Annotated in this window: 18 protein-coding genes; 3 read left to right on the plus strand and 15 right to left on the minus strand. The window is 67.8% G+C overall.

Annotated features, from left to right (window positions below; translation table 11 throughout):
- The first annotated feature begins 41 nt into the window (after positions 1 to 41).
- Positions 42 to 800 carry a LuxR family transcriptional regulator gene (locus O4G76_RS05295; RefSeq protein ID WP_269396335.1) on the plus strand — a complete coding sequence of 253 codons (759 nt, stop codon included), beginning with the start codon at positions 42 to 44 and terminating at the stop codon, positions 798 to 800.
- Between the two features lie 337 nt (positions 801 to 1,137).
- Here the strand turns inward: O4G76_RS05295 and tsf are convergent, their stop codons facing one another.
- The 3 genes from tsf to O4G76_RS05310 form a co-directional block, all read right to left on the minus strand.
- Positions 1,138 to 2,013 (minus strand): translation elongation factor Ts, encoded by an 876-nt coding sequence (gene tsf / locus O4G76_RS05300; RefSeq protein WP_269396336.1) that lies wholly within the window; start codon positions 2,011 to 2,013, stop codon positions 1,138 to 1,140.
- 76 nt (positions 2,014 to 2,089) lie between these two features.
- On the minus strand, positions 2,090 to 2,866 hold the full coding sequence (gene rpsB / locus O4G76_RS05305; RefSeq protein WP_269396337.1) for a 30S ribosomal protein S2: 777 nt from the start codon (positions 2,864 to 2,866) through the stop codon (positions 2,090 to 2,092).
- Between the two features lie 162 nt (positions 2,867 to 3,028).
- Complete coding sequence (locus tag O4G76_RS05310; protein ID WP_269396338.1) at positions 3,029 to 3,898, minus strand: NAD(P)-dependent oxidoreductase; 870 nt, start codon at positions 3,896 to 3,898, stop codon at positions 3,029 to 3,031.
- Positions 3,899 to 4,001: 103 nt separating this feature from the next.
- On the opposite strand from O4G76_RS05310, the gene O4G76_RS05315 reads away from it, so the two are divergent.
- Together O4G76_RS05315 and O4G76_RS05320 are read left to right on the plus strand one after the other, a co-directional pair.
- Entirely contained in the window at positions 4,002 to 6,467 is a 2,466-nt protein-coding gene (locus O4G76_RS05315; protein ID WP_269396339.1) for a penicillin acylase family protein, read from the plus strand.
- A 56-nt stretch (positions 6,468 to 6,523) separates the two neighbouring features.
- On the plus strand, positions 6,524 to 6,859 hold the full coding sequence (locus tag O4G76_RS05320) for a DUF3140 domain-containing protein (protein ID WP_269396340.1): 336 nt from the start codon (positions 6,524 to 6,526) through the stop codon (positions 6,857 to 6,859).
- A 4-nt stretch (positions 6,860 to 6,863) separates the two neighbouring features.
- Here O4G76_RS05320 and O4G76_RS05325 read toward each other — a convergent pair whose 3' ends face one another.
- The 12 genes from O4G76_RS05325 to dusB all read right to left on the minus strand — a co-directional run bounded on the left by O4G76_RS05325 (position 6,864) and on the right by dusB (position 20,622).
- A complete protein-coding gene (locus tag O4G76_RS05325) occupies positions 6,864 to 7,223 on the minus strand; it encodes a VOC family protein (RefSeq protein WP_269396341.1) in 360 nt (119 codons plus the stop codon).
- A gap of 43 nt (positions 7,224 to 7,266) precedes the next feature.
- Positions 7,267 to 7,839 (minus strand): helix-turn-helix transcriptional regulator, encoded by a 573-nt coding sequence (locus O4G76_RS05330; RefSeq protein ID WP_269396342.1) that lies wholly within the window; start codon positions 7,837 to 7,839, stop codon positions 7,267 to 7,269.
- 77 nt (positions 7,840 to 7,916) lie between these two features.
- On the minus strand, positions 7,917 to 8,681 hold the full coding sequence (locus tag O4G76_RS05335) for a hypothetical protein (protein ID WP_269396343.1): 765 nt from the start codon (positions 8,679 to 8,681) through the stop codon (positions 7,917 to 7,919).
- A gap of 94 nt (positions 8,682 to 8,775) precedes the next feature.
- Positions 8,776 to 10,059, minus strand: a complete 1,284-nt coding sequence (hflX, locus tag O4G76_RS05340) for a GTPase HflX (protein ID WP_269396344.1) — start codon at positions 10,057 to 10,059, stop codon at positions 8,776 to 8,778.
- Entirely contained in the window at positions 10,056 to 10,289 is a 234-nt protein-coding gene (gene hfq, locus O4G76_RS05345; protein ID WP_017928544.1) for an RNA chaperone Hfq, read from the minus strand. Before hfq ends, hflX begins: the two co-directional genes overlap by 4 nt.
- Before the next feature lie 125 nt (positions 10,290 to 10,414).
- A complete protein-coding gene (locus O4G76_RS05350) occupies positions 10,415 to 11,935 on the minus strand; it encodes a TrkH family potassium uptake protein (protein ID WP_269396345.1) in 1,521 nt (506 codons plus the stop codon).
- A gap of 5 nt (positions 11,936 to 11,940) precedes the next feature.
- Positions 11,941 to 13,317 carry a Trk system potassium transporter TrkA gene (trkA, locus tag O4G76_RS05355; protein ID WP_085896582.1) on the minus strand — a complete coding sequence of 459 codons (1,377 nt, stop codon included), beginning with the start codon at positions 13,315 to 13,317 and terminating at the stop codon, positions 11,941 to 11,943.
- 80 nt (positions 13,318 to 13,397) lie between these two features.
- On the minus strand, positions 13,398 to 14,792 hold the full coding sequence (locus O4G76_RS05360; protein WP_269396387.1) for a sigma-54 dependent transcriptional regulator: 1,395 nt from the start codon (positions 14,790 to 14,792) through the stop codon (positions 13,398 to 13,400).
- A gap of 8 nt (positions 14,793 to 14,800) precedes the next feature.
- Positions 14,801 to 17,050, minus strand: a complete 2,250-nt coding sequence (locus tag O4G76_RS05365) for a PAS domain-containing sensor histidine kinase (RefSeq protein ID WP_269396346.1) — start codon at positions 17,048 to 17,050, stop codon at positions 14,801 to 14,803.
- A 130-nt stretch (positions 17,051 to 17,180) separates the two neighbouring features.
- A complete protein-coding gene (locus O4G76_RS05370) occupies positions 17,181 to 18,551 on the minus strand; it encodes a response regulator (RefSeq protein ID WP_269396347.1) in 1,371 nt (456 codons plus the stop codon).
- Positions 18,551 to 19,627 carry a nitrogen regulation protein NR(II) gene (locus O4G76_RS05375; protein ID WP_269396348.1) on the minus strand — a complete coding sequence of 359 codons (1,077 nt, stop codon included), beginning with the start codon at positions 19,625 to 19,627 and terminating at the stop codon, positions 18,551 to 18,553. Before O4G76_RS05375 ends, O4G76_RS05370 begins: the two co-directional genes overlap by 1 nt.
- Positions 19,624 to 20,622, minus strand: a complete 999-nt coding sequence (dusB, locus tag O4G76_RS05380) for a tRNA dihydrouridine synthase DusB (protein ID WP_269396349.1) — start codon at positions 20,620 to 20,622, stop codon at positions 19,624 to 19,626. Before dusB ends, O4G76_RS05375 begins: the two co-directional genes overlap by 4 nt.
- Positions 20,623 to 20,661 lie beyond the last annotated feature (39 nt).

Raw genomic sequence — 20,661 nt, forward strand, 5'->3', positions numbered from 1 at the left:
GGATCGTTGCCGGTTCGAGATTTCGAATGATAGGTTTGGACATGTCCCACCTGTCGGAAATCCCGCAGCCCGCCTTGAGGTTCGTGTCGCGCGCCGCCCAATGCGGCGACAGCGAAGAGCTTTGGCAACTGTTCTGCGCGAGGATGAAGGATTACGGGTTCGATCGCCTCGTCTACGCGATCACCCACCTGTTCGATGCCGACATCGCCGACCCGTCCAGCTGGGTCGTCCTTCATACGCATGATGAAGGCTATGCGCGCCGCCTCTTCGGCGGCGGCGGGATGCTGCGTGGAACGCGGATCGCCGACTGGGCCTTCACCGAAACCGGCATCCTGCCCTGGAGCCGGTACGACGAATTGCCGCCGCAGGACCCGACCGCGGAATTCCGGCTTCGGGAACTGGATCGCGCTTACCGGGTGTGCGCCGGCGTCACCGTGAGCTTTCCGCCGTTGCCGCGACGCACCAAGGGCGTGCTTTCTCTGACCGCGAAACCGGGCTTCGACCAGCATCGGATCGACCGGATGTGGCGCGAGCGTGCCGCCGAGATCGAGGCGCAGTTGCACGTGTTCCACCTGCGGTTCCTGACATTGCCTTTCGGGCCCTACAAGCTGACCGCCCGTCAGAGACAGGTGCTCGAACTCGTGGCCTGCGGGCATACCACGCATCACATGGCGGAAGAGCTGGAACTGACGCCGGCCACCATCGACAAGCATCTCAAGCTGGCCCGCGAAACCCTCGGGGTTGCCACGACGGCGCAGGCTGTGTTGAAGGCGTCACTCTTTAACCAGATTTTCAGTTGAGTTCGTTTTCGTACTTGTGTGGGTCAGGAATACCAGACTTCCAACGCGGCCCGCGCCATGAGATGGTCATTATGTTGACGAGTGAAGGCCGGTTTGGCCAAGTGATGCAGCCCTGGGAAGTGTTTGATCTGGCGCATGTATCAAACCGACAGCAGCAGGTCGGTATCCAGTATGAGATCGCCGCGTCCGTCACCGCCGCCGGGCGCGGCACTCTTTTGTAGCGCCCCCTGCCCTTTGCGATCACGCTCATTTCCGAAATCGCCCGGCTGCGACGGCAAAACGAAAAACGCCGCCCGCGAGGTGCGGACGGCGTCTTCGTCGCGATCGTGGGGCTGGATCAGCCCTTGGCGACCTTGGCCACCTCGGCGGCGAAGTCCTCTTCCACCTTCTCAATGCCTTCGCCCACGGCGAGACGCACGAAGCCGGTGATCGTGGCGCCGGCCTCTTTCGCGGCGGCTTCGACGGTCAGGTCGGGGTTCACGACGAACGCCTGACCCAGCAGGGTCGACTCGGCCATGAACTTCTTCATGCGGCCTTCGATCATCTTCTCGATGACCTGCTCGGGCTTGCCGCTCTCGCGGGCGATGTCCATCTGGACCTGCTTTTCCTTCTCGACGATCGCGGGGTCGAGATCGGCCTCGCCGAGCGCGGCGGGGTTGGCCGCGGCGATGTGCATCGCGACCTGACGGCCGAAGGCCTCGTCACCGCCCGAAAGCGCGACCAGAACGCCGATGGTGCCCATGTCGGCAGCGGCGGCATTGTGGACGTAGGTCACGACCTTCTCGCCCTCGATTGCGGCCATCCGGCGTAGCGTCATGTTCTCGCCGATCTTGGCGATCGCGTCGGTGATCAGCGTGTCGACCGGCTTGCCGTCGACCTCGGTGGTCTTCAGCTCCTCGAGGTTCGACGCCTTGACGCCGGCCTTCGCGATCTTCGAGACGAGGTTCTGGAAGTCGGCGTTCTTGGCGACGAAGTCGGTTTCCGAGTTCAGCTCGATCGCGACGCCACGGCCACCCTCGACGGCGACGGCCACGAGGCCCTCGGCGGCGGTGCGGCCGGATTTCTTGGCGGCCTTGGCCAGGCCCTTGGTGCGCAGCCAGTCGACCGCGGCTTCCATGTCGCCGTCGGTTTCGGTCAGCGCCTTCTTGGCGTCCATCATGCCTGCGCCGGTGCTCTCGCGCAGTTCCTTGACCATGCTCGCGGTGATCGCCATCGCGTCTCTCCTAGAATTTGAATGGATTCCGGGCGCGGCATATCCGCGCCCGGCAACCGTGATGTGACGGTGCGCCTTATTCGGCGGTGGCGGCTTCGGCGTCGGCGGCGAGCTGCTCTTCGGTGAACTGCTCCATCGCACCCATGTCGACGCCGGCGGCGCCGAGCTGCGCGCTCATGCCGTCGAGCGCGGCGCGGGCGGCGAGGTCACAGTAGAGCGCGATCGCGCGGGCGGCGTCGTCGTTGCCCGGGATCACGTAGTCCACGCCCTCGGGCGAGCAGTTGGTGTCGACGACGGCGACGACCGGGATGCCGAGCTTCTTGGCTTCGGAGATCGCCAGGTCTTCCTTGTTGACGTCGATCACGAACAGCAGGTCAGGCACGCCGCCCATTTCACGGATGCCGCCGAGCGAGGCCTGCAGCTTGATCTGCTCGCGCTCCATGCCGAGACGCTCTTTCTTGGTGAGGCCGGAAAAGCCCTGCTCGGCCGCCTCGTCGATGGCGCGCAGGCGGTTGATCGACTGCGACACGGTCTGCCAGTTGGTCAGCGTGCCACCGAGCCAGCGGTGGTTCATGTAGAACTGGGCCGACTTCTCGGCGGCGTCGGCGATCGGCTGGGCGGCCTGACGCTTGGTGCCGACGAAGAGCACGCGGCCGCCCTTGGCGACGGTATCACGGATGACCTGCAGCGCCTTGTCCAGCATCGGAACGGTCTGGGTCAGGTCCATGATGTGGATGCCGTTGCGGGCACCGTAGATGTACTCGGACATCCGCGGGTTCCAGCGGGCGGTCTGGTGGCCGAAGTGAACGCCGGCCTCGAGCAGCTGGCGCATGGAGAACTCGGGAAGAGCCATGTCTCTATACCTTTCCGGTTTTGCCTCGACGGGGGATCAGGGCGGCTGCCCCAACCGGTGGACCCCGGGGGATGTCTCCCCCCGATAGGCCCGCCCCCGCCTGCGGGATTGATCGTGCGCTGCCCTTAGCGCCACCGCTCCGAAAAGGCAAGGCCGGTCAGGTCATGGCTTTCGGAGCCGCTTGATCAGCGACGAGGTATCCCAGCGACCGCCGCCCATCTGCTGCACCTCCTTGTAGAACTGGTCGACCAGCGCCGTCACCGGCAGGCTGACCGACAGCTCGTCGGCCGCGTCGAGACAGATGCCCAGATCCTTGCGCATCCAGTCCACCGCGAAGCCGTGCTCGAAATGATCGTCGAGCATCGTGGAGTGGCGGTTGAGCATCTGCCAGCTTCCGGCGGCGCCCTGACTGATCACCTCCACGAGCGCGCGGCCGTCGAGCCCGGCCTTCTCGGCGAAGGCCAGCGATTCCGACAGCCCCTGCACCAGCCCGGCGATGGCGATCTGGTTGGCCATCTTGGCCAGCTGCCCGGCGCCGCTTTCGCCCAATCGGCGGCAGATCTTCGCATAGGCATCGATCACCGGTTCGGCCCGGTCGAAATGATCCTGCGCGCCGCCGCACATCACCGAAAGCTGGCCGTTCTCGGCCCCGGCCTGCCCGCCCGAGACCGGTGCATCGACGAAACCGACGCCCTTCGCATCGGCGGCGGCGGCCAGCTCGCGCGTCACGGCGGCGCTGACCGTGGTGTGATCGACGAAGAGCGCGCCCGCCTCCATCCCCGCGAAGGCGCCGTCATCGCCCGCGCAGACCGAGCGCAGATCGTCGTCATTGCCGACGCAGGCAAAGACGATCTCGGCGCCCTGGGCGGCCTCGCGCGGTGTCGCGGCGTGCCGGCCGTTATACTCGCGGGCCCAGGCCTCGGCCTTGGCGGTAGTGCGATTGTAGACCGTCACCTCGTGCCCGGCCTTCGCCAGATGACCCGCCATGGGGTATCCCATCACGCCCAGTCCCAGAAACGTCAGCTTCGCCATGATGCTCTCCCTGCCTCCCGGGGCTTTCGCTCGCCCCCGAGGCGCGATACTCACCATGCCCAACCGGCCCGTCAAGCACGGGCGACTGCCCCCCGGAGGATCGATGGCCACTCTGTTTCGCTGGCTCCTGCGCCTGACCGTCGGCGTGATCCTCCTCGGCCTTGCCGCGACGGTGCTGGTCTACTGGTTCTTCGCGCGCTCCCTGCCCGATTACGACGCCCGCGCCCGTGTCGCTGGGATTTCCGCGCCGGTGGAGATCGTGCGCGATCACGCCAACGTGCCGCACATCTTTGGCGACGCGGATCGCGACGTGTTCTTCGCGCTCGGCTACGCCCATGCGCAGGACCGGCTTTGGCAGATGACGCTGCTGCGCCGCACCGTTCAGGGACGCCTGTCCGAGCTGTTCGGCCGCCGCACCGCCGAGAGCGACATCCTGATGCGGCGGCTCGACCTCTACCGCGCCGCCACCGCCTCGGTCGAGGATCAGGACGGCCAGACGCGTTCGGCGCTCGAAGCCTATGCGGCGGGCGTCAACGCATGGGTCGGCGAGGTCAATGCCGGGGCGCGGGGCCGCGGCGCGCCCGAGATGTGGCTGTTCAACCAGCCGCTGGCGCCTTGGCAGCCCGCCGACAGCATCGCGATCCTCAAGCTGATGGCCTGGCAGCAGAGCGACCATCTGCAGGCCGAGGTGCTGCGCGCGCGCAGCTCGCTGCTGCTCGAGGAAGAGCGGCTGCGCGACATCCTGCCCGACGTGCCCGGGCCGGGGCTGACCGCCCTGCCCCGCTACGCCGACCTGATGCCCGAGATCCCCGAGCGTCACGCCGCCGCCGAGGCGCCCTTCGATCCGCTCGCCGCGAGCCTGCCCGCGGCGCTGTCGGGCGCCTCGAACGCCTGGGCCGCCGGACCCTCGCGCTCGGCCACCGGCGCGACGCTTCTGGCCAATGACCCGCACCGGCTGCTCACCGCGCCCTCGATCTGGTACCTGGCGCGGCTGGAACTGCGCTCGGGCGGCGTCATCGGCGCGACGATCCCCGGCATCCCGCTGGTGCTGGCCGGCCGCAGCAACGATCTCGGCTGGGGCATCACCGCCTCCTTCGCCGACGATCTCGACCTCTATGCCGAAGAGGTGAACCCGAAGAATGCGGGCGAATACCGCACGGAGGATGGCTGGGCCCGGTTCGAGGCACGCGACAGCATCGTCGAGATCAAGGACGCCGCCGCCGTCACGCTGCGGCTGCAACGCACCGCCAACGGGCCGGTTCTGCCGCCCGAGCAGTTCGCGCTCGACACGATCCGCCCGCGCGGCCACGTGATGACGCTGGCCTGGTCGGGGCTGTCGGACAACGACACCTCGATGACCGCCGGGCTGAGGCTGATGCAGGCCCGCACGATCGAGGAAGGCATCCGCGCCGGCCGGCTGCAGGTCGCGCCGAACCAGAACCTGATCCTCGCCGACCGCAACCGCGTCGCGCTCAAGACCGTGGGCGCGGTGCCGCTGCGCGACCCCGACCACCAGAGCAAGGGTAGGCTGCCGACGCTGGGCTACATGGCCGAGAACCGCTGGCAGGGCCGGCTGCCCTATGTCGACCTGCCCGAGTCCACCGAGCCGGTCGGCGGACTCGTCGGCAACACGAACAACAAGACCGTCGACCGGCCCTTTCCCAAGCATGTCTCCTACCATTGGGGCGACACCCAGCGGATCGCCCGCTGGCGCGGGCTGATGCAGTCGCGCGAGGTGCATACCCGCGACAGCTTCATCGAGGCGCAGCTCGACACGGTGAGCCCCACCGCCCGGGCGTTGCTGCCGATCGTCGGCGCGGATCTGTGGTTCACCGGCGAACCGGCGCCCGAGGGCACGCCGGCCCGGCGCCGTCAGCGCGCGCTCGAACTCCTGGGCGAATGGAACGGCGAGATGAACGAGCACCTGCCCGAACCGCTGATCTACGCCGCCTGGATGCGGGCCTTGCAGGAGCGGCTGATCCGCGACGATCTCGGCCCCCTCGCCAACGCCTATACCCATGTCCGGCCGCTCTTCATCGACCGGGTGTTCCGCGATGTGGACGGTGCCAGCGCCTGGTGCGACATCCGCCAGTCGGCGGCCGAGGAAAGTTGCGCCGACATCGCCCGGATGGCGCTTGACGACGCGCTGATCTGGATCACCGAGACCCATGGCGCCAATCTCGACGCGCTGCGCTGGGGCGACGCGCACGAGGCGCGGCAGGATCACCCGGTGCTGGGCCAGGCCCCGTTCATCAACTGGTTCGTCAATATCCGCCAGAGCACCTCGGGCGGAGACAACACGCTGAGGCGCGGCCTCACCGACGGGCGTGCACCGAACCCGTTCCACAACGTCCATGCGGCGGGCTATCGCGGCGTCTACGACTTCGCCGATCCCGACAGCTCGGTCTTCATCATCTCGACCGGCCAGTCGGGCCACCCGCTGTCGCGCCATTACGACGATCTGGGCGAGCTGTGGCGGCGCGGCGAATACATCCCGATGTCGCTCGATCCCAGCCTCGCGCGCGGCGCGGCGGTGGGCATCACCCAGCTCCTGCCCGCCCGGCCCTGAGGCGGAACCGCCACGCCGCGCGCCGGTTTCCCCTCCGAACCGACACGGAGGATCGCATGAGCGGCAAGTCGCATGAGCAGGTCTGGGAGGAATTCCGGGACCTGGTGAACATGGCCCCGAAGGAGATCGAGGATTTCCTCGACACCGAGGAAAGCAGGTCGGTCGGCGATACAGGCGGCGATGGCGAAAGCACCGGCCACAAATCGGGCAAGCGCATCGTCGAGATCAAGCGCACCAACAAGGCCGATCTCTCGGAGGGCCAATGGGACCACATGGCCAAGGTCGTGGGCTACATCAAGCGGCACAAGGCGCAAGGCGGCCCCAAGGACGACATGGAGCATTCCAAGTGGCGCTATTCGCTGATGAATTGGGGCCACGACCCGCTGAAGTGACGCCTCAGACGGTCTCGCAGATCTCGATGCGGTTGCCGAACGGGTCCGACACGTAGAACCGCCTGAGCCCCGGCAGCTCGGTCTCGGTGCGCACTGCGATGTCATGCGCGTCGAGGTGGTAGCGCATCGCCGCGAGGTCGGCGACGCGAAAGGCGGGGTGCGCCTTGCGCGCGGGCGCGAAGGGCGTCTCGACACCCAGATGCAGCCGCAGGCTGCGCCCCTCGAACCAGACCCCGCCCCGGCCGGCCAGGATCTCGGGCTTGGCCACCTCCGCGAGGCCCAGCACGCCCCCATAGAACCCGCGTGCTGCATCCTCGCCGCCTTCGGGCATGGCAAGCTGGATATGGTGGAGATCGAGGATCATCTGCGGCGTCCCATGATTGTCATGCCGCACCCTGATAGCGCTATCAGGACGAGGCGTCATCCCCCGGCGCGGGCGACGACGTGACGACATGCAGCCCGCCCCGCGCCTGCAGCGGCGCCAGCAGATCCTCGAGAAAGAAACCGGTGAGCTGCGACCTACTAGTCAGCCCGGACTTGCGATAGACGGCGGTGGCGTGCTGGCGCACCGTGGCGCTGGAACAGTCGCGCAGCGTGGCGATCTCCTTGTGGATGAGCCCCTTGAGCATCAAGAGCGCGATCTCGCTCTCGGTCCCGGTCAGGCCCCATTCCGCGAACTGCGCCGCGATCGCGCGGCTGAGCCCGTCGACATGCGCCCGGCTGGCCTGCCGCCATTGCTCGCCCTCGCGCCGGGCACGGTCGAGATCGCCCAGAAGCCGCGCCCTTTCGCGCCGCATCTCGCGGCTGGCCTGCGAGCCGAAGGCCGTGAAGACGACAGCTCCGGCGAGAAGCGCGGTCTCGAACAGATCGACCGCGAAGGTGGCCCAGGTGAACGGCTCGTCGGTCTGCACGACCTCGAGCACCACCAGCAGGCCGAAAAGGCCGGCGGCAGCGGCGGCGTATGTGACGATGCGGGACATGGCCGTCCTCCCGGACAGTGGCGCCCTCCCGGACAACGGAAGGATGCCACGGTTTTCGTTCCGTGGCACCCGTGATCTCAGTTGTCGGTGGCGAAGAAGCCTAGGGCGATGGTCTGGTTGCCGGAGGCCTCAAGCGCCAGCACCTCGACCTCGTAGAGTGTGTCGGGGCGCAGGAACGCGGCCGGAACCGTGAAGCCGGTGGCTGCTGGCCCCAGATGTACCTCGAGTTCCGGCTTCGAGAACCCGTCCGGGTCCTCGTATTCCTCGTCGGTGACGATCAACTCGTAACCGGTGATCTCAGGCGTCCGGTCGTCGAGGGAGGCCGTCACCGGCTCCCATGTCACCTCCAGATCGGCCAGCGGCACGATGGGGGCCTCCTCGTCCTCGTCTTCGACCAGCGCCGGGGCCGTGATCACCGGCGGCTGCGGAACCAGCGTGGTGAAGCGCGCGATGCCGCGACGACCGGTACCGTCATGGAGCTTCGCGCGCACCGGGTAATCGCCCTCCGGGAAGGCGGCCTTCAACGCCGCGTAGTCCCAGACCTCCTCCGGTGGCTCGCGGCTTTCGAAGAAGAACGATCCGAGGCCAAGCTCGCCGAGCTGCGCCCGAGGGGCGACATGCAGGACCAGCGCGCCGGAGGGATCGAAGAGGCACAGCTCGCTCCAGCCGTCATCGTCGCCATAGCCATGCACGCCGATGTCGCCATCGGTATGGTTGTACTCGATGATCAGCCGCGCCTCGGCGATTTCGGTCGTCTCGGCGGGCATGTCGCCGCAGGGCTCCTGCGCCATTACCGGCGAAGCGGCAAGCGCGATTACGGGGATCAGGATGTCGGGTCTCATGGCGTCTCTCCCTGTCTTGAACACGGGGAAAGTCTGCGCCGGGCGAATGGCCGCGCCCATCCGACAGGGCGCGGCCATCGCATCTGTCAGGGCATCAGAGCCGTTCGAAGCGGGCTTTCTGCGCGGCCGACCAGCGGACCTGCATCCTGTGGCCCTCTTCGGTCGGCGTGTCCTCCTCGACGAGGCCCTGCTCGAACAGCCAGGCCCGCTTGCGGCCCGCGGCAAAGGGCACGACCAGCGCCTCGACATGCTTCGCACCGCCGAGCGCCTCAGAGACCTCGGTCAGGAGCGCATCCATGCCCTCGCCGGTGATGGCCGAGACGGCCGAGACGTTCTCGGTCCGCGCCGCCCGCTCCAGCGCCGCCTCGTGGGCATCCGGCGCCAGCGTGTCGATCTTGTTCCAGACCTCGATCTTCGGGGTGTCGTCGGGAAGGCCGAGGCTCGACAGGATGCTCTCGACCTCGCGCGCCTGCTCCACCGTCTGCGCATGGCCGATGTCGCGCACATGCAGCACCAGATCGGCGTCGAGCACCTCCTCCAGCGTGGCGCGGAACGCCGCGACCAGCTCGGTCGGCAGGTCCGAGATGAAGCCCACCGTGTCCGACAGGATCACCTCGTCGCCCGTGGGCAGCACCACGCGCCGCATCGTCGGGTCGAGCGTGGCGAAGAGCATGTCCTTGGCCATGACCTCGGCGCCGGTCAACCGGTTGAACAGCGTCGATTTCCCGGCATTGGTGTAGCCCACCAGCGCCACGATCGGAAACGGCACCTTGGCGCGCGAGGCGCGGTGCAGCGTCCGGGTCTTGACCACCTTGTCGAGCTGGCGCTTGAGCCGCACCAGCTGTTCGTCGATGGCGCGGCGGTCCGCCTCGATCTGCGTCTCGCCGGGGCCGCCGACGAAGCCCAAGCCGCCGCGCTGCCGCTCGAGGTGGGTCCAGGCGCGGACCAGCCGCGTGCGCTGGTAGCTCAGCGCCGCCATCTCGACCTGCAACACGCCCTCGCGGGTCGCGGCGCGATCGCCGAAGATCTCGAGAATGAGTCCGGTCCGATCGAGGATCTTGACCTTCCATTCCTTTTCGAGATTGCGCTGCTGCACCGGGCCGACATGGCCGTCGATCAGCACCAGCTCGACCTCGTTCTCCTTCAGCCGCCGCTTCAGCTCCTCAATCTTGCCGGTGCCGAACAGCATGCCGGGATGGCGCTTGGGCAGGCGCACGATCTCGGAGCCCACCACGTCGAGGCCGGGCAGCGCATCGGCGAGCGCCACGGCCTCGGCCAGCGCGGCCACGGGCTCACGCCGGTCGTTGTCGTTCTTGATCTCGGGGTGGATCACCCATGCGCGGGTGTCCGGGGCCTCGGGGATGTAATAATCGGTCAATCTTCACCGTCATAGAGGTTCACGGGCTGCGACGGCATGATGGTCGAGATCGCGCTCTTGTAGACGAGCTGGGATTGACCATCGCGGCGCAGCAGCACGCAGAAATTGTCGAACCAGGTGATGACGCCCTGCAGCTTCACGCCGTTGATCAGGAAGATCGTCACCGGCACCTTGATCTTGCGCACATGGTTCAGGAAGGCGTCCTGAAGGTTCTGCTTGTCACCGGCCATCACGGTCCCTTTGTTCTTGCGGCCGCGTACCGGCCTTTTCCCTCGTTGGAAAGGAGTATGTCGCGCCGCCGGTGGAGTTTCCAGCCCGGAAATAGGTGCAAAGGCGCAGGGCCGTGGCGCGTGTCTCAACTGCGCCAGCTGGAGGGGTTCAAAAGCGCGATGATCGCCAGCGTCTCGAGCCGACCCAGCACCATCGCCGCGGCGAGGATCGTCTTGGCCATGTCGGGAATGCCGGCATAGGAGATCGGGTATTGCGCGCCGATCTCGGCCAGCGGCCCGGTGGTCGAGAGCGCGGCCACGGTCAGCGTCATCGCCACCTCGAACTGCACGCCCGTGAGCGACAGCGCCAGCATCACCGCCGTCACCGACAGCGCGAAGAGCATGAAGAAGATCCACGAGATGAAGGCGCCCTCGCGACGGATCCGCCGCGCCTCGACGCCGTCGCCGCCGACCGAATGCGGATGCACCAGCCGCTCCAGCTCGCGCTTGCCATGCATCCACAGCGCATAGACGCGCAGCAGCTTCACCCCGCCCGCCGTGGTCGCCACGCCGCCGCCGATCAGCGCGAGCCCGACGAGGATCAGCCCCGGCGTCTCGAGCCCGGACCAGTCGGCGGCGCCGAGCCAGTACCGGCTTTCGAAGCCGGTGGTGGTGAGAAAGGACGAGACGGTGAACAGCGCGCCCCACAGCGCCGAGAAGGCCTGCGGCAGGTCGGCCTCGACCCGGTCCTCGACCGCGCCGAAGAAATGCCGCATGAACAGCAGCCCCGGCACGATCAGCACCAGCGCGAGGCCCATGCGCAGCTCGGGGTCGCGCATCAGCCGACCGCCCTGATCGCCGAAGAGGTTGCGCGCGAAGGTGAGCCGCGACAGCGCGAAGACCGAGAACAGCACGATCAGCATCTCGCCCAGCAGCCCGGAATTGGCGTAGCGCAGCCCGCCCACCGGGCTGATGCCGCTGGTGGCGAGGGTCGACATCGCATGGCAGAACGCCACGAAGGGCCGGTCGCCCGCCGCCACGAGGCCGAGCCAGAGCAGCCCCGTGAGCCCGGCATAGATCGGCAGCAGCCGCGCGGCGTAGCGCACCAGCCGTTCGGAGGGGTCGGCGATGCGGGTGATCTGGCTCAGCCGCGCGCCGCCCTCGCCGATGATCGACGGGCTGCGCACCTCGAAGCCGCCGAGGTTCATCGGCGCCAGGATCGACACCGCGGTCACCCAGATCAGCAGCCCGCCGAGCCAGCCCACCGTGGCGCGCCACAGATGCAGGCTGTCATTGAGCCGCACCACGTTGTCGTAGACCGTGGCGCCGGTGGTGGTGAAGCTCGACACCATCTCGAACCACGCATTGAGGAAGGAGGTCGTCCCCAGCGCCTCGTGGAACGGGATCGCGAACATGACCGGCAGCACCGTGAAGGCCGCGACCAGCGCCGAAAGCTGGCTGCGCGGCACGCTGGCGGGCCGGTAATTCGCGGTGGCGAGGCCGATCAGCAGCGACAGCATCAGCCCGAGGATCGCGCCGTAGAGAAAGGTGCGCGACGTCAGCCATTCCTCGCGCACCAAAGCGTGGATCGCCGGCAGCATCATCGCCGCCGAACCGATCGCCATCAGCAGCACGAAGAACGGGATGCGGGTGAGACGGTGCTCCATGCGGCTCAGAAGAAATCGATCGAGACCTGGAGCAGCCGTTCGACCTCCGGCACGTCCGAGGCCATGGCGAAGAGCGCGACCATGTCGCCCTCCTCGATCCGAAGCGCACCGTGGATCTTCATCATCCGCCCGTCCTTGACCACGCCGCCGACCAGCACGCCCTCCGGGAAGGCGATGTCGCGGATACGCTGGCCCGCGATCGGCGAGGTGCCCAGGACCTGCGCCTCGATCAGCTCGGCCTCTGCGTCGCCGATCGAATAGACGCCGCGCACCCGCCCGTGGCGGATATGGCGCAGGATCGAGCTCACCGTCGTGGCGCGCGGGTTGATGTAGGCGTCGATGTCCATCGCCTGCATCAGCGGCACCAGAGTCGGGTCGTTGACCAGACAGATCGCCAGCGGGCAGCCGAGCGCCTTGGCGCGCACCGAGGCCAGAAGGTTGGTCTTGTCGTCGTCGGTGACCACCAGCACGGCGTCGGCGGTACCGATCTGCGCCTCTTCGAGCAGCGCCGCGTCGAGGCCGTCGCCGTTGAGCACGATGGTGCGGTCGAGCTGGTCAGCGGCGCGTTCGGCGGCGAGCCGGTCGCGCTCGATCATCTTCACGCGCAGCCGGTCGGCGCGGCCCTCCAGTGCCCGCGCCACGCCGAGGCCCACATTGCCGCCGCCGATCACCACGATCCGCTCCTGCTTGGCGGGCCGCTTGCCGAAGATCTCCAGCGTGCGGACCATGTCGGAGGTGTCGGTGAAGACGTAGATCGCGTCGCCCGGAAAGATCTGGTCCTCGGGGCTCGGCGCGAAGAGACGGCCGCGGCGGCGGATGCCCACCACGATGGCGCGCAGCGTCGAGAACAGGTCGGTGAGCTGCCGCAGCGGCGTGTTGATGACCGGGCAATCCTCGTCGATCGAGATGCCCAGCAGATGCGCGCGCCCGTCGAGAAAGCTTTCCGCGTCGAAAGCCGATGGCGCGGCGAGCCGCTGCAACGCCGCCTCGGCCACTTCCTTTTCGGGCGAGATCACCACGTCGATCGGCATGTGATCGCGCCGGTAGAGATCGGAATAGATCGCGTCGAGATAGGATTGCGCCCGGAGCCGCGCGATCTTGCGCTGGATCGAGAACACCGAATGCGCCACCTGGCAGGTCACCATGTTGACCTCGTCGCTATGGGTGGCGGCGATGATCATGTCGGCGTCGCGCGCCCCGGCGCGGTCGAGCACGTCCGGGTAGCTGGCGAAGCCAGTGATGCCCTGCACGTCGAGCGTGTCGGTGGCGCGGCGCACGAGGTCGGGGTTGCTGTCGACGACGGTGACGTCGTTGCGCTCGCCCGACAGGTGTCGGGCGATCTGCCAGCCGACCTGCCCGGCGCCGCAGATGATGACCTTCATCTTCGTTCCCGGTCCTTTGGGGCGCGCCCGTGGCGGCGCTCATGCCGCCACGGAGTGCCAGAGCCCGAAGGGGCGGTCAATCAGTCCTCGACATGCGCCACGCGCGCGCCCGCCTTGGACGAGGTGACGACGCCGAGGCTCTTGAGCTTGCGGTGCAGCGCCGAGCGCTCCATGCCGACGAAGGCCGCGGTGCGGGAGATGTTGCCGCCGAAGCGGTTGATCTGGGTCAGCAGGTATTCCCGCTCGAACAGCTCGCGCGCCTCGCGCAGCGGCAGGGTCGCAAGCCCGCCTGACAGCACCACGCGCCCTTCCTCGGCGCCCGGATCCTCTAGGCCCGGCAGTTCCTTGGCGGTGATCTCGCCGGAGGAATCTCCAAGGATCAGAACGCGTTCGATGACGTTCTTCAACTGGCGGATATTGCCGGGCCAGAGCATGGTCTGCAGCAGGGCGCGGGCATCCTCGCCCAGGGGCCGCAGCGGCAGGCCCTGGCTTTTGTTCAGCTCGGCGATGAAGTGCTCGGCCAGCAGCGGAATGTCCTCGCGCCGTTCCTCTAGACCAGGGACGTGGATCGGCACGACGTTCAGGCGGTGGTAAAGCTCCTGGCGGAACGAGCCGCCCTGGATCGCCGCCTGCAGATCGCGGTTGGTCGAGGAGATCACCCGCAGATCGACCTGCACCTTTTCCGAGCCACCGACGCGGTGGAACGACTGGTCGACCAGCACCCGCAGGATCTTCGACTGGGTGCCGAGCGGCATGTCCGCCACCTCGTCGAAATAGATCACGCCGCCATTGGCCTGCTCGAGAAGACCCTTCTCGATGCCCTTCTCGGGGCTTTCGCGGCCGAACAGCACCTCTTCCATCCGGTTCGGCTCGATGGTGATCGAGTTCACGGTGACGAAGGGTGCGTCGGCGCGGTTCGAATTGGCGTGGATGTAGCGCGCGGCGACCTCCTTGCCGGAGCCGGGATGGCCCGACAGCATCACCCGGCCGTTCGAGCGCGTCACCTTGTCGAGTTGGCTGCGCAGGGAGCGGAACGCGGCGCTGTCGCCCAGCATCTCGGCGGGGGCGGTATCGCCGCGCCGCAATTCGCTGTTCTCGCGCCGCAACCGCGAGGTCTCCATCGCGCGCTTGATGACCACCAGCAACTGGTCGATGTTGAACGGCTTCTCGATGAAGTCGTAGGCGCCCTGCTTGATCGCGGCCACCGCGATCTCGATGTTGCCATGACCCGAAATGATGACGATCGGCACGCCGGGGTGGTCGCGCTTCACCGCCTTGAGGATGTCGATCCCGTCCATCCGGCTGTCCTTGAGCCAGATGTCGAGGATCATCAGCGCCGGGACCTCGTCCTCGATCGCGCTCATGCATTCGTCGGAGGTGCCCGCGAGCCGAGTGGAATAGCCCTCGTCGCGCAGGATGTCCGAGATCAGTTCGCGGATGTCGCGCTCGTCGTCGGTAATCAGGATGTCGCCCATCTCATGCCTCATGCTGTTGCCTGCAATGCCGGTTTCCCGGTCTTCTCGATGTCCCCCGATTCGCCATGACCCTGGCCCAGAACGGGAAGGGTGATGACCGCCATGGCGCCCTTGTGGGCGCCCTCCTCGAAGGCTGGCGCGTCGACGAGGGACAGGCTGCCGCCATGCTCCTCGATGATCTTCTTCACGATGGGCAGGCCGAGACCAGTGCCCTTGTCGCGGGTCGTCACGTAAGGCTCGAACAGCCGGGCCCGGTCTTCGGGCAGGCCGATGCCGTTGTCGGCGATGCTGATGCGCGCTTCGGCGGCATCGGTCTGCATCGTCACGCGGATGGTCGGGGAAAGCCCCCCCCCCATGCCTTTTTCAATTGCGCTTTCAATGGCTTCACCGGCGTTCTTGATCAGGTTCGTGAAGGCCTGCGTTATCATGGTGGCGTCGATCTCGGCGGGCACGGCCTGTGCCGGCAGATCCACTTCGAAGCGCACCTCCGGCTGGCCGGCCTCCTGCAGAGTCACCGCGTCGCGCAAGAGCGCGGCCAGGTCGTTGCGGCTGCGATCGGGCTCGGGCATGCGCGCGAATTTCGAGAACTCGTCGACGATGCGGCGCAGATCGCCGGTCTGTCGCACGATCACCTCGGTCATCTGCGCCAGCGCCTGCGCATCCGCCTCGCCAAGCTGGCGGCCGAACTTGCGCTGGATCCGCTCGGCCGAAAGCCGGATCGGCGTCAGCGGGTTCTTGATCTCATGCGCGATACGCCGCGCCACGTCGCCCCAGGCGGCCATGCGCTGCGCCGAGACGAGATCGCTGACATCGTCGAAGGCCACGACATAGCCTTCGAGCGCGCCGTCATCGGCCCGCCGTGGCGCCATCCGCACCAGAAGCACCTCCTGGCTGCCGTCGCGGACCAGCCGCAGCTGTTCCTGCACCGCGTCGCGCCCCTCGTCGCGCAACGATCCGAACAGCGGCTCGAACTCGGGCACCAGCATCGCCAGCGTCGCCGCCTCGGGCAGCACCGTGATGCCCAGAAGCCGCAGCGCCGAGCGGTTGGCGAAATCCACGCGGCCCTCGGCATCGAGACCGATCACGCCGGAGGTCACCGAGCCCAGCACGCTGTCGAACAGCCGGCGCCGTGCCTCGATCTGGCGCGTGTTGTCGAGCAGCCGGTCGCGCTGCGCCTTCAGCTCGGTGGTCATCTGGTTGAAATAGGTGCCGAGCTGGGCGATCTCGTCATCGCCCTCCTCCTCGATCACCCGCACGTCGAGATCGCCCGCGCCGACGCGCTGGCTGGCCGAGACGAGCCGCCCCACCGGCTTGGACAGCCGCTCCGCGAACCACAGCCCGAGCCAGATCGCCGCGAGGATCAGGATCACCGCGAAGCCAAGATAAAGCAGGCCGAACTCGAACAGCAGACGGCCGCGCTCGGCTTCGAGCTGCTGGTACAGCTCGACCGTCTGCTGCGTGTCGTCCAGAAGCGCGAGGATGCCGCCATCGACCTCGCGCGTCACGTAGAGAAAGCGGTCGGTAAAGTTCTCGAGCGGGATCAACGCGCGGAACTCGTTGTTGACCCAGTCCTCGACGATGGCAATGCCCTGGGCATCGGCGCGGCGGAAGATCTCCCGCGCCGGACGCTCGAAATCGAACTCGTAGCTGCGCGCGCCACGGGCGCGGATCTCGCCCGCCCCGTTGATCACGAAGGCCTCGGTCAGCCCCCTCTCGATCTGGCTCTGCACCCGGCCGAGCGCCTGGCGCACCTCGCCATCCGACAGGAAGGGCTGCGCCTCGCGCTCCGCATCGAGAAAGGCGGCAAGTTCGAGCCCATCGCGCGACAGGTCCTGCCGGTGCTCTTCCTCATAGGCCTGCGCGGCGGTGAGCGAGGCGCCGAGCACGGTACGCACCCGCTCCGAGAACCAGCCCTCGAGGCCGACATTGATGGTGAGCACCGAGAACACGGCGACCAGCACCGTGGGGATCAGCGCGATCAGCGCGAACACGCCGGTGAGCCGCAGGTGCAGCCGCGAGCCCGCCGAGCGCGCGCGCCGCGCCGAGATCATCCGCGCCACGCGGAACGAGACCAGCGCCGCCACGACCAGCGCGTAGACCAGATCGCCCAGAAGCACGAGGCGCAGCATCGGCGAGCTGGCACCCTGGTCGAGCGGCCCCAGCACCCAGAAGGTGGCGAAGGCCAGCAACGGCCCGAGAACGACCAGCGACAAGGTCGCAGCGTTCTGCACCCGCCGCTGGCGTCGCCAGCGCGTCACGCGAGAGAATCGGGAGGTCGATAACCGCCTCAAGCACCCTGCCCCGTTGATGGGAACGCAAGTTCCGCCGCCTCATCGCCATGATCTCACCCCGGCCATGCGTCCGGGGGGTCACGGTTCTGTTGCGGTTTTACATCAACTTACGGCGTCGTGTCACGCGAATATCGAGGTCGGTGATCTTCTTGCGCAACGTATTGCGATTGATGCCCAGAAGATCGGCGCATTTCGCCTGATTTCCGCCGGTCGCATCCAGCGCGATTTCAATCAGCGGCGTCTCGATCTCCTTGAGAATCCTCTGATAAAGTCCGACGGGCGGCAGCTGCCCGCCATGCAGGTCGAAATAACGCCGCAGGTGCCGCTCGACGCTGGCCGAGAGCTTCTCCCCCTCGCCGCCACCGCGCAGCGGCTCTGCCGCGGGCTGTCCGCCCAGCACCGTCTCGACGTCGGCACGGGTGATTTCCTCCTCGGTCGAGGTCACCACGAGTCGGCGCACCGCGTTCTCGAGCTGGCGCACGTTGCCGGGCCAGGAATAGGCGCGGATCATCTCGGTGGCCTGCGGCGACAGGCGGCGCGGTCCGAGCCCGTCGCGCTCGGCGCGCAGCAGGAAGTGCTCGGCCAGCAGCGGGATGTCGTCGACCCGCTCGCGCAGCGACGGCACGGCGATGGTGACGCCGGCGAGGCGGTAATAGAGATCCTCGCGGAAATCGCCCGCCTCGATGCGCCGCGCCAGATCGCCCTGCGAGCTGGCCATGATGCGCGGCGCGCTGTCGCCCATCGCGTCGAGCATGCGCACGATCCGGGCTTGCGCGTCGCCGTCGAGATCGCCGACCTCGTCGAACAGGATCGAGCCGCCGCGCGCCCGGCTCAGCACCGCGCCGGGGCCGTCCATGCCCGACAGGTCGCTGGCCGAGACGGTGACGAACGGCAGCGAACGGCGGTCCGAGAAATCGTGGATCGCCCGCGCGATCAGCGATTTGCCGGTGCCGCTTTCGCCGGTGATCAGCACCGGCAGCGCGGTGTTCATCACCCGCGCCACCAGCCGGTAGAGCGCCTGCATCGCCTGGGTGCGGCCCACCAGCGGCAGATCGCCGCCCGCCGCCGTCTCGCTCGGTGTCTCGCGCGGCGCGGGCGCGCGGCGCTTGGCCTCCAGGGCGCGCGAGGCGCGCTTCATCAGATCCGGCAGGTCGAAGGGCTTGGGCAGATAATCATAGGCCTCGGCCTCGGCGGCCTGGATCGCGGTCATGATCGTGTTCTGCGCCGAGATCACGATCACCGGCAGGCCGGGCCGCGCTTCGGAGATCTTCGGCAGCTGCTCGATGCCGTTGCCGTCCGGCATGACCACGTCGGAGATCACCAGATCGCCCTTGCCCTCCTCGACCCAGCGCATCAGCGTGACCAGCGAAGAGGTCGCATGCACCTTGCAGCCGGCGCGGGTCAGCGCCTGGGTCAGCACGGTGCGGATGGTGCGGTCGTCATCGGCGACCAGGATCGTTCCGTCCATCAGTTTTCTCCGCTTGGTAAGGCGTCTTTGGCGCGTGGCAGCGAGATCCGGAACACGGTCCGGCCGGGCGCGGAATCGACCGAGATCCAGCCGCCATTCTCGGCCACGAGCTTGGAAACCAGAGCGAGGCCGAGCCCGGTGCCGTTCTCGCGGCCCGAGACGAAGGGCTCGAACACCTCGGCCGCGATCTCGGGCGGCAGTCCCGGCCCGTCATCCTGGATCTCGATCTGCAAGGGCAGTCGCGCCTGGCTGCCATCGGGCTGGCGCACCCGCAGCGATGGCTCGTAGAAGCTGCGCAGGCGGATCTTGCCGCCACGCTTGCCCGCCTCGCAGGCGTTCTTGACGAGGTTCAGCACCACCTGCAGCAGCTGGTCGCCATCGACCATCGCGCGCGGCAGCGAGGGGTCGTAATCCTCGATGAATTCCATGTGGGCGCCAAAGCCCACCGCCGCCGATTGCCGCGCCCGGTCGAGCACGTCGTGCACGTTGACCGGCCGACGCGCGGGCGGGCGCAGATTGCCGAACTGCTCGACCTGTTCGAGCAGCTTCACGATGCGGCGGCTTTCCTCGACGATCAGGTCGGTCAGCTCGCGATCCTCGGCCGAGAGCCCCATCGATAGAAGCTGCGCCGCGCCGGTGATGCCCGCCAGCGGGTTCTTGATCTCATGCGCCAGCATCTCGGCCATGCCGATGGCCGATTTCGCGGCCTTGCCGGTGGCCTGGTGCTGGGTCAGGCGATTGGCCATCTCGCGCGGCGAGATCATCATCAGCATCATCCCGTCCGAGCCGGTGAGCGGTGCGAACAGGATCGAGCACTGCATCGCCGGGCGCTCGCCCGAACCGACATCGACGTCGTTGACGAAGAGCGAGCTCTTCTGCGACCGGGCGCGGGCGAAGGCCTCCGCGAGCGGCGCGTCGATCGAGACCTTGTCCCAGACCGGTGCCCCGACGAGGCTGCGCTGCGACAGGTTGAGGAACAGCTCGGCCGCCGAATTCGCGTCGGAGATGGCGTCGCGGGAATCCAGCAGCAGCGCCGGGACCGGCAACGAGTTCCACAGCGCGGTATCGTGGATCATGCCGCCCGCCTTTCGCCATCGAGCGCGAGCCCGAGAAGCCCCAGCACCCGTTCCGGCGCGGCGGTCAGCACCTCGCGGCGCAGCGCCTCGGGCGTGCCCGCCTCGTCCATGTACCAGCCCAGATGCTTGCGCGCGACACGGCCGCCGAGCGTGCTGCCGTAGAACGCGAGCATCGCCTCGTAATGTCCTGAAACCATGTCGATGAAGTCGCGTCCCTGCGGGACATTCGGGCCCGGCGTGCCGCGCAGCGCCGCGATGACCTGCGCCGGCAGCCAGGGGCGTCCCTGCGCGCCGCGGCCGATCATCACTCCGGATGCGCCGGATTGCGCCAGCGCCTGCCGTGCCGTGGCCGCGTCGGTGATGTCGCCATTTGCGATCACCGGGATCGACACCGCCTCGCGCACCTTTCGGATGGCGGCCCAATCGGCCGATCCCTTGTAGAACTGACAGCGGGTGCGACCGTGGATCGTCACCATCCTTACGCCTGCGCTTTCGGCGCGCCGCGCGATCTCGGGCGCGTTCAGCATGTCGTCATCCCAGCCCAGCCGGGTCTTCAGCGTCACCGACACCGAGACCGCGCCGACCACCGCCTCGATCAGCCGCAGCGCATGGTCCGGCGTCTTCATCAGCGCCGAGCCCGACAGCCCGCCCGTCACCTTCTTGGCCGGGCAACCCATGTTGATGTCGATGAGCTTCGCGCCGTTCGCCTCGACCATGCGGGCGGCCTCGGCGATCCAGTAGGGATCGCGACCGGCAAGCTGCACGGCGGTGTCGGCGCGCTCGAAGCCCAACTCGGCCCGCTCCCGCACGCCTGGCTTGGCCTGCACCATCTCCTGGCTCGCCACCATCTCCGAGACCACCCAGCCCGCGCCGAAAGAGCCGACGAGGCTGCGGAACGGCAGGTCGGTGATCCCCGCCAGCGGCGCCAGCGCCACCGGTGCGTCCAGCGACACGCCGGAACCGAGATCGATACGGGAAAGCGGGGCGGGTGTCATTTGCCTAAAACCTGTGCGTCTGGGAGTGATCTACGGGTC

It is taken from the genome of Limimaricola sp. G21655-S1, from assembly GCF_027213785.1.
In the GTDB taxonomy this organism is placed as follows: domain Bacteria; phylum Pseudomonadota; class Alphaproteobacteria; order Rhodobacterales; family Rhodobacteraceae; genus Limimaricola.

What these genes read in the sequence shown, in the direction of transcription:
- O4G76_RS05320 (WP_269396340.1), top strand. Translation starts at nt 6,524, where the DNA reads ATGAGCGGCAAGTCGCATGAGCAGGTCTGGGAGGAATTCCGGGACCTG.
- O4G76_RS05360 (WP_269396387.1), bottom strand. Translation starts at nt 14,792, where the DNA reads ATGGGCGACATCCTGATTACCGACGACGAGCGCGACATCCGCGAACTG.
- O4G76_RS05310 (WP_269396338.1), bottom strand. Translation starts at nt 3,898, where the DNA reads ATGGCGAAGCTGACGTTTCTGGGACTGGGCGTGATGGGATACCCCATG.
- O4G76_RS05350 (WP_269396345.1), bottom strand. Translation starts at nt 11,935, where the DNA reads ATGGAGCACCGTCTCACCCGCATCCCGTTCTTCGTGCTGCTGATGGCG.
- trkA (WP_085896582.1), bottom strand. Translation starts at nt 13,317, where the DNA reads ATGAAGGTCATCATCTGCGGCGCCGGGCAGGTCGGCTGGCAGATCGCC.
- O4G76_RS05325 (WP_269396341.1), bottom strand. Translation starts at nt 7,223, where the DNA reads ATGATCCTCGATCTCCACCATATCCAGCTTGCCATGCCCGAAGGCGGC.
- hfq (WP_017928544.1), bottom strand. Translation starts at nt 10,289, where the DNA reads ATGGCCGGTGACAAGCAGAACCTTCAGGACGCCTTCCTGAACCATGTG.
- O4G76_RS05315 (WP_269396339.1), top strand. Translation starts at nt 4,002, where the DNA reads ATGGCCACTCTGTTTCGCTGGCTCCTGCGCCTGACCGTCGGCGTGATC.
- O4G76_RS05370 (WP_269396347.1), bottom strand. Translation starts at nt 18,551, where the DNA reads ATGGACGGAACGATCCTGGTCGCCGATGACGACCGCACCATCCGCACC.
- O4G76_RS05330 (WP_269396342.1), bottom strand. Translation starts at nt 7,839, where the DNA reads ATGTCCCGCATCGTCACATACGCCGCCGCTGCCGCCGGCCTTTTCGGC.
- dusB (WP_269396349.1), bottom strand. Translation starts at nt 20,622, where the DNA reads ATGACACCCGCCCCGCTTTCCCGTATCGATCTCGGTTCCGGCGTGTCG.
- O4G76_RS05335 (WP_269396343.1), bottom strand. Translation starts at nt 8,681, where the DNA reads ATGAGACCCGACATCCTGATCCCCGTAATCGCGCTTGCCGCTTCGCCG.
- rpsB (WP_269396337.1), bottom strand. Translation starts at nt 2,866, where the DNA reads ATGGCTCTTCCCGAGTTCTCCATGCGCCAGCTGCTCGAGGCCGGCGTT.
- O4G76_RS05375 (WP_269396348.1), bottom strand. Translation starts at nt 19,627, where the DNA reads ATGATCCACGATACCGCGCTGTGGAACTCGTTGCCGGTCCCGGCGCTG.
- tsf (WP_269396336.1), bottom strand. Translation starts at nt 2,013, where the DNA reads ATGGCGATCACCGCGAGCATGGTCAAGGAACTGCGCGAGAGCACCGGC.
- O4G76_RS05295 (WP_269396335.1), top strand. Translation starts at nt 42, where the DNA reads ATGTCCCACCTGTCGGAAATCCCGCAGCCCGCCTTGAGGTTCGTGTCG.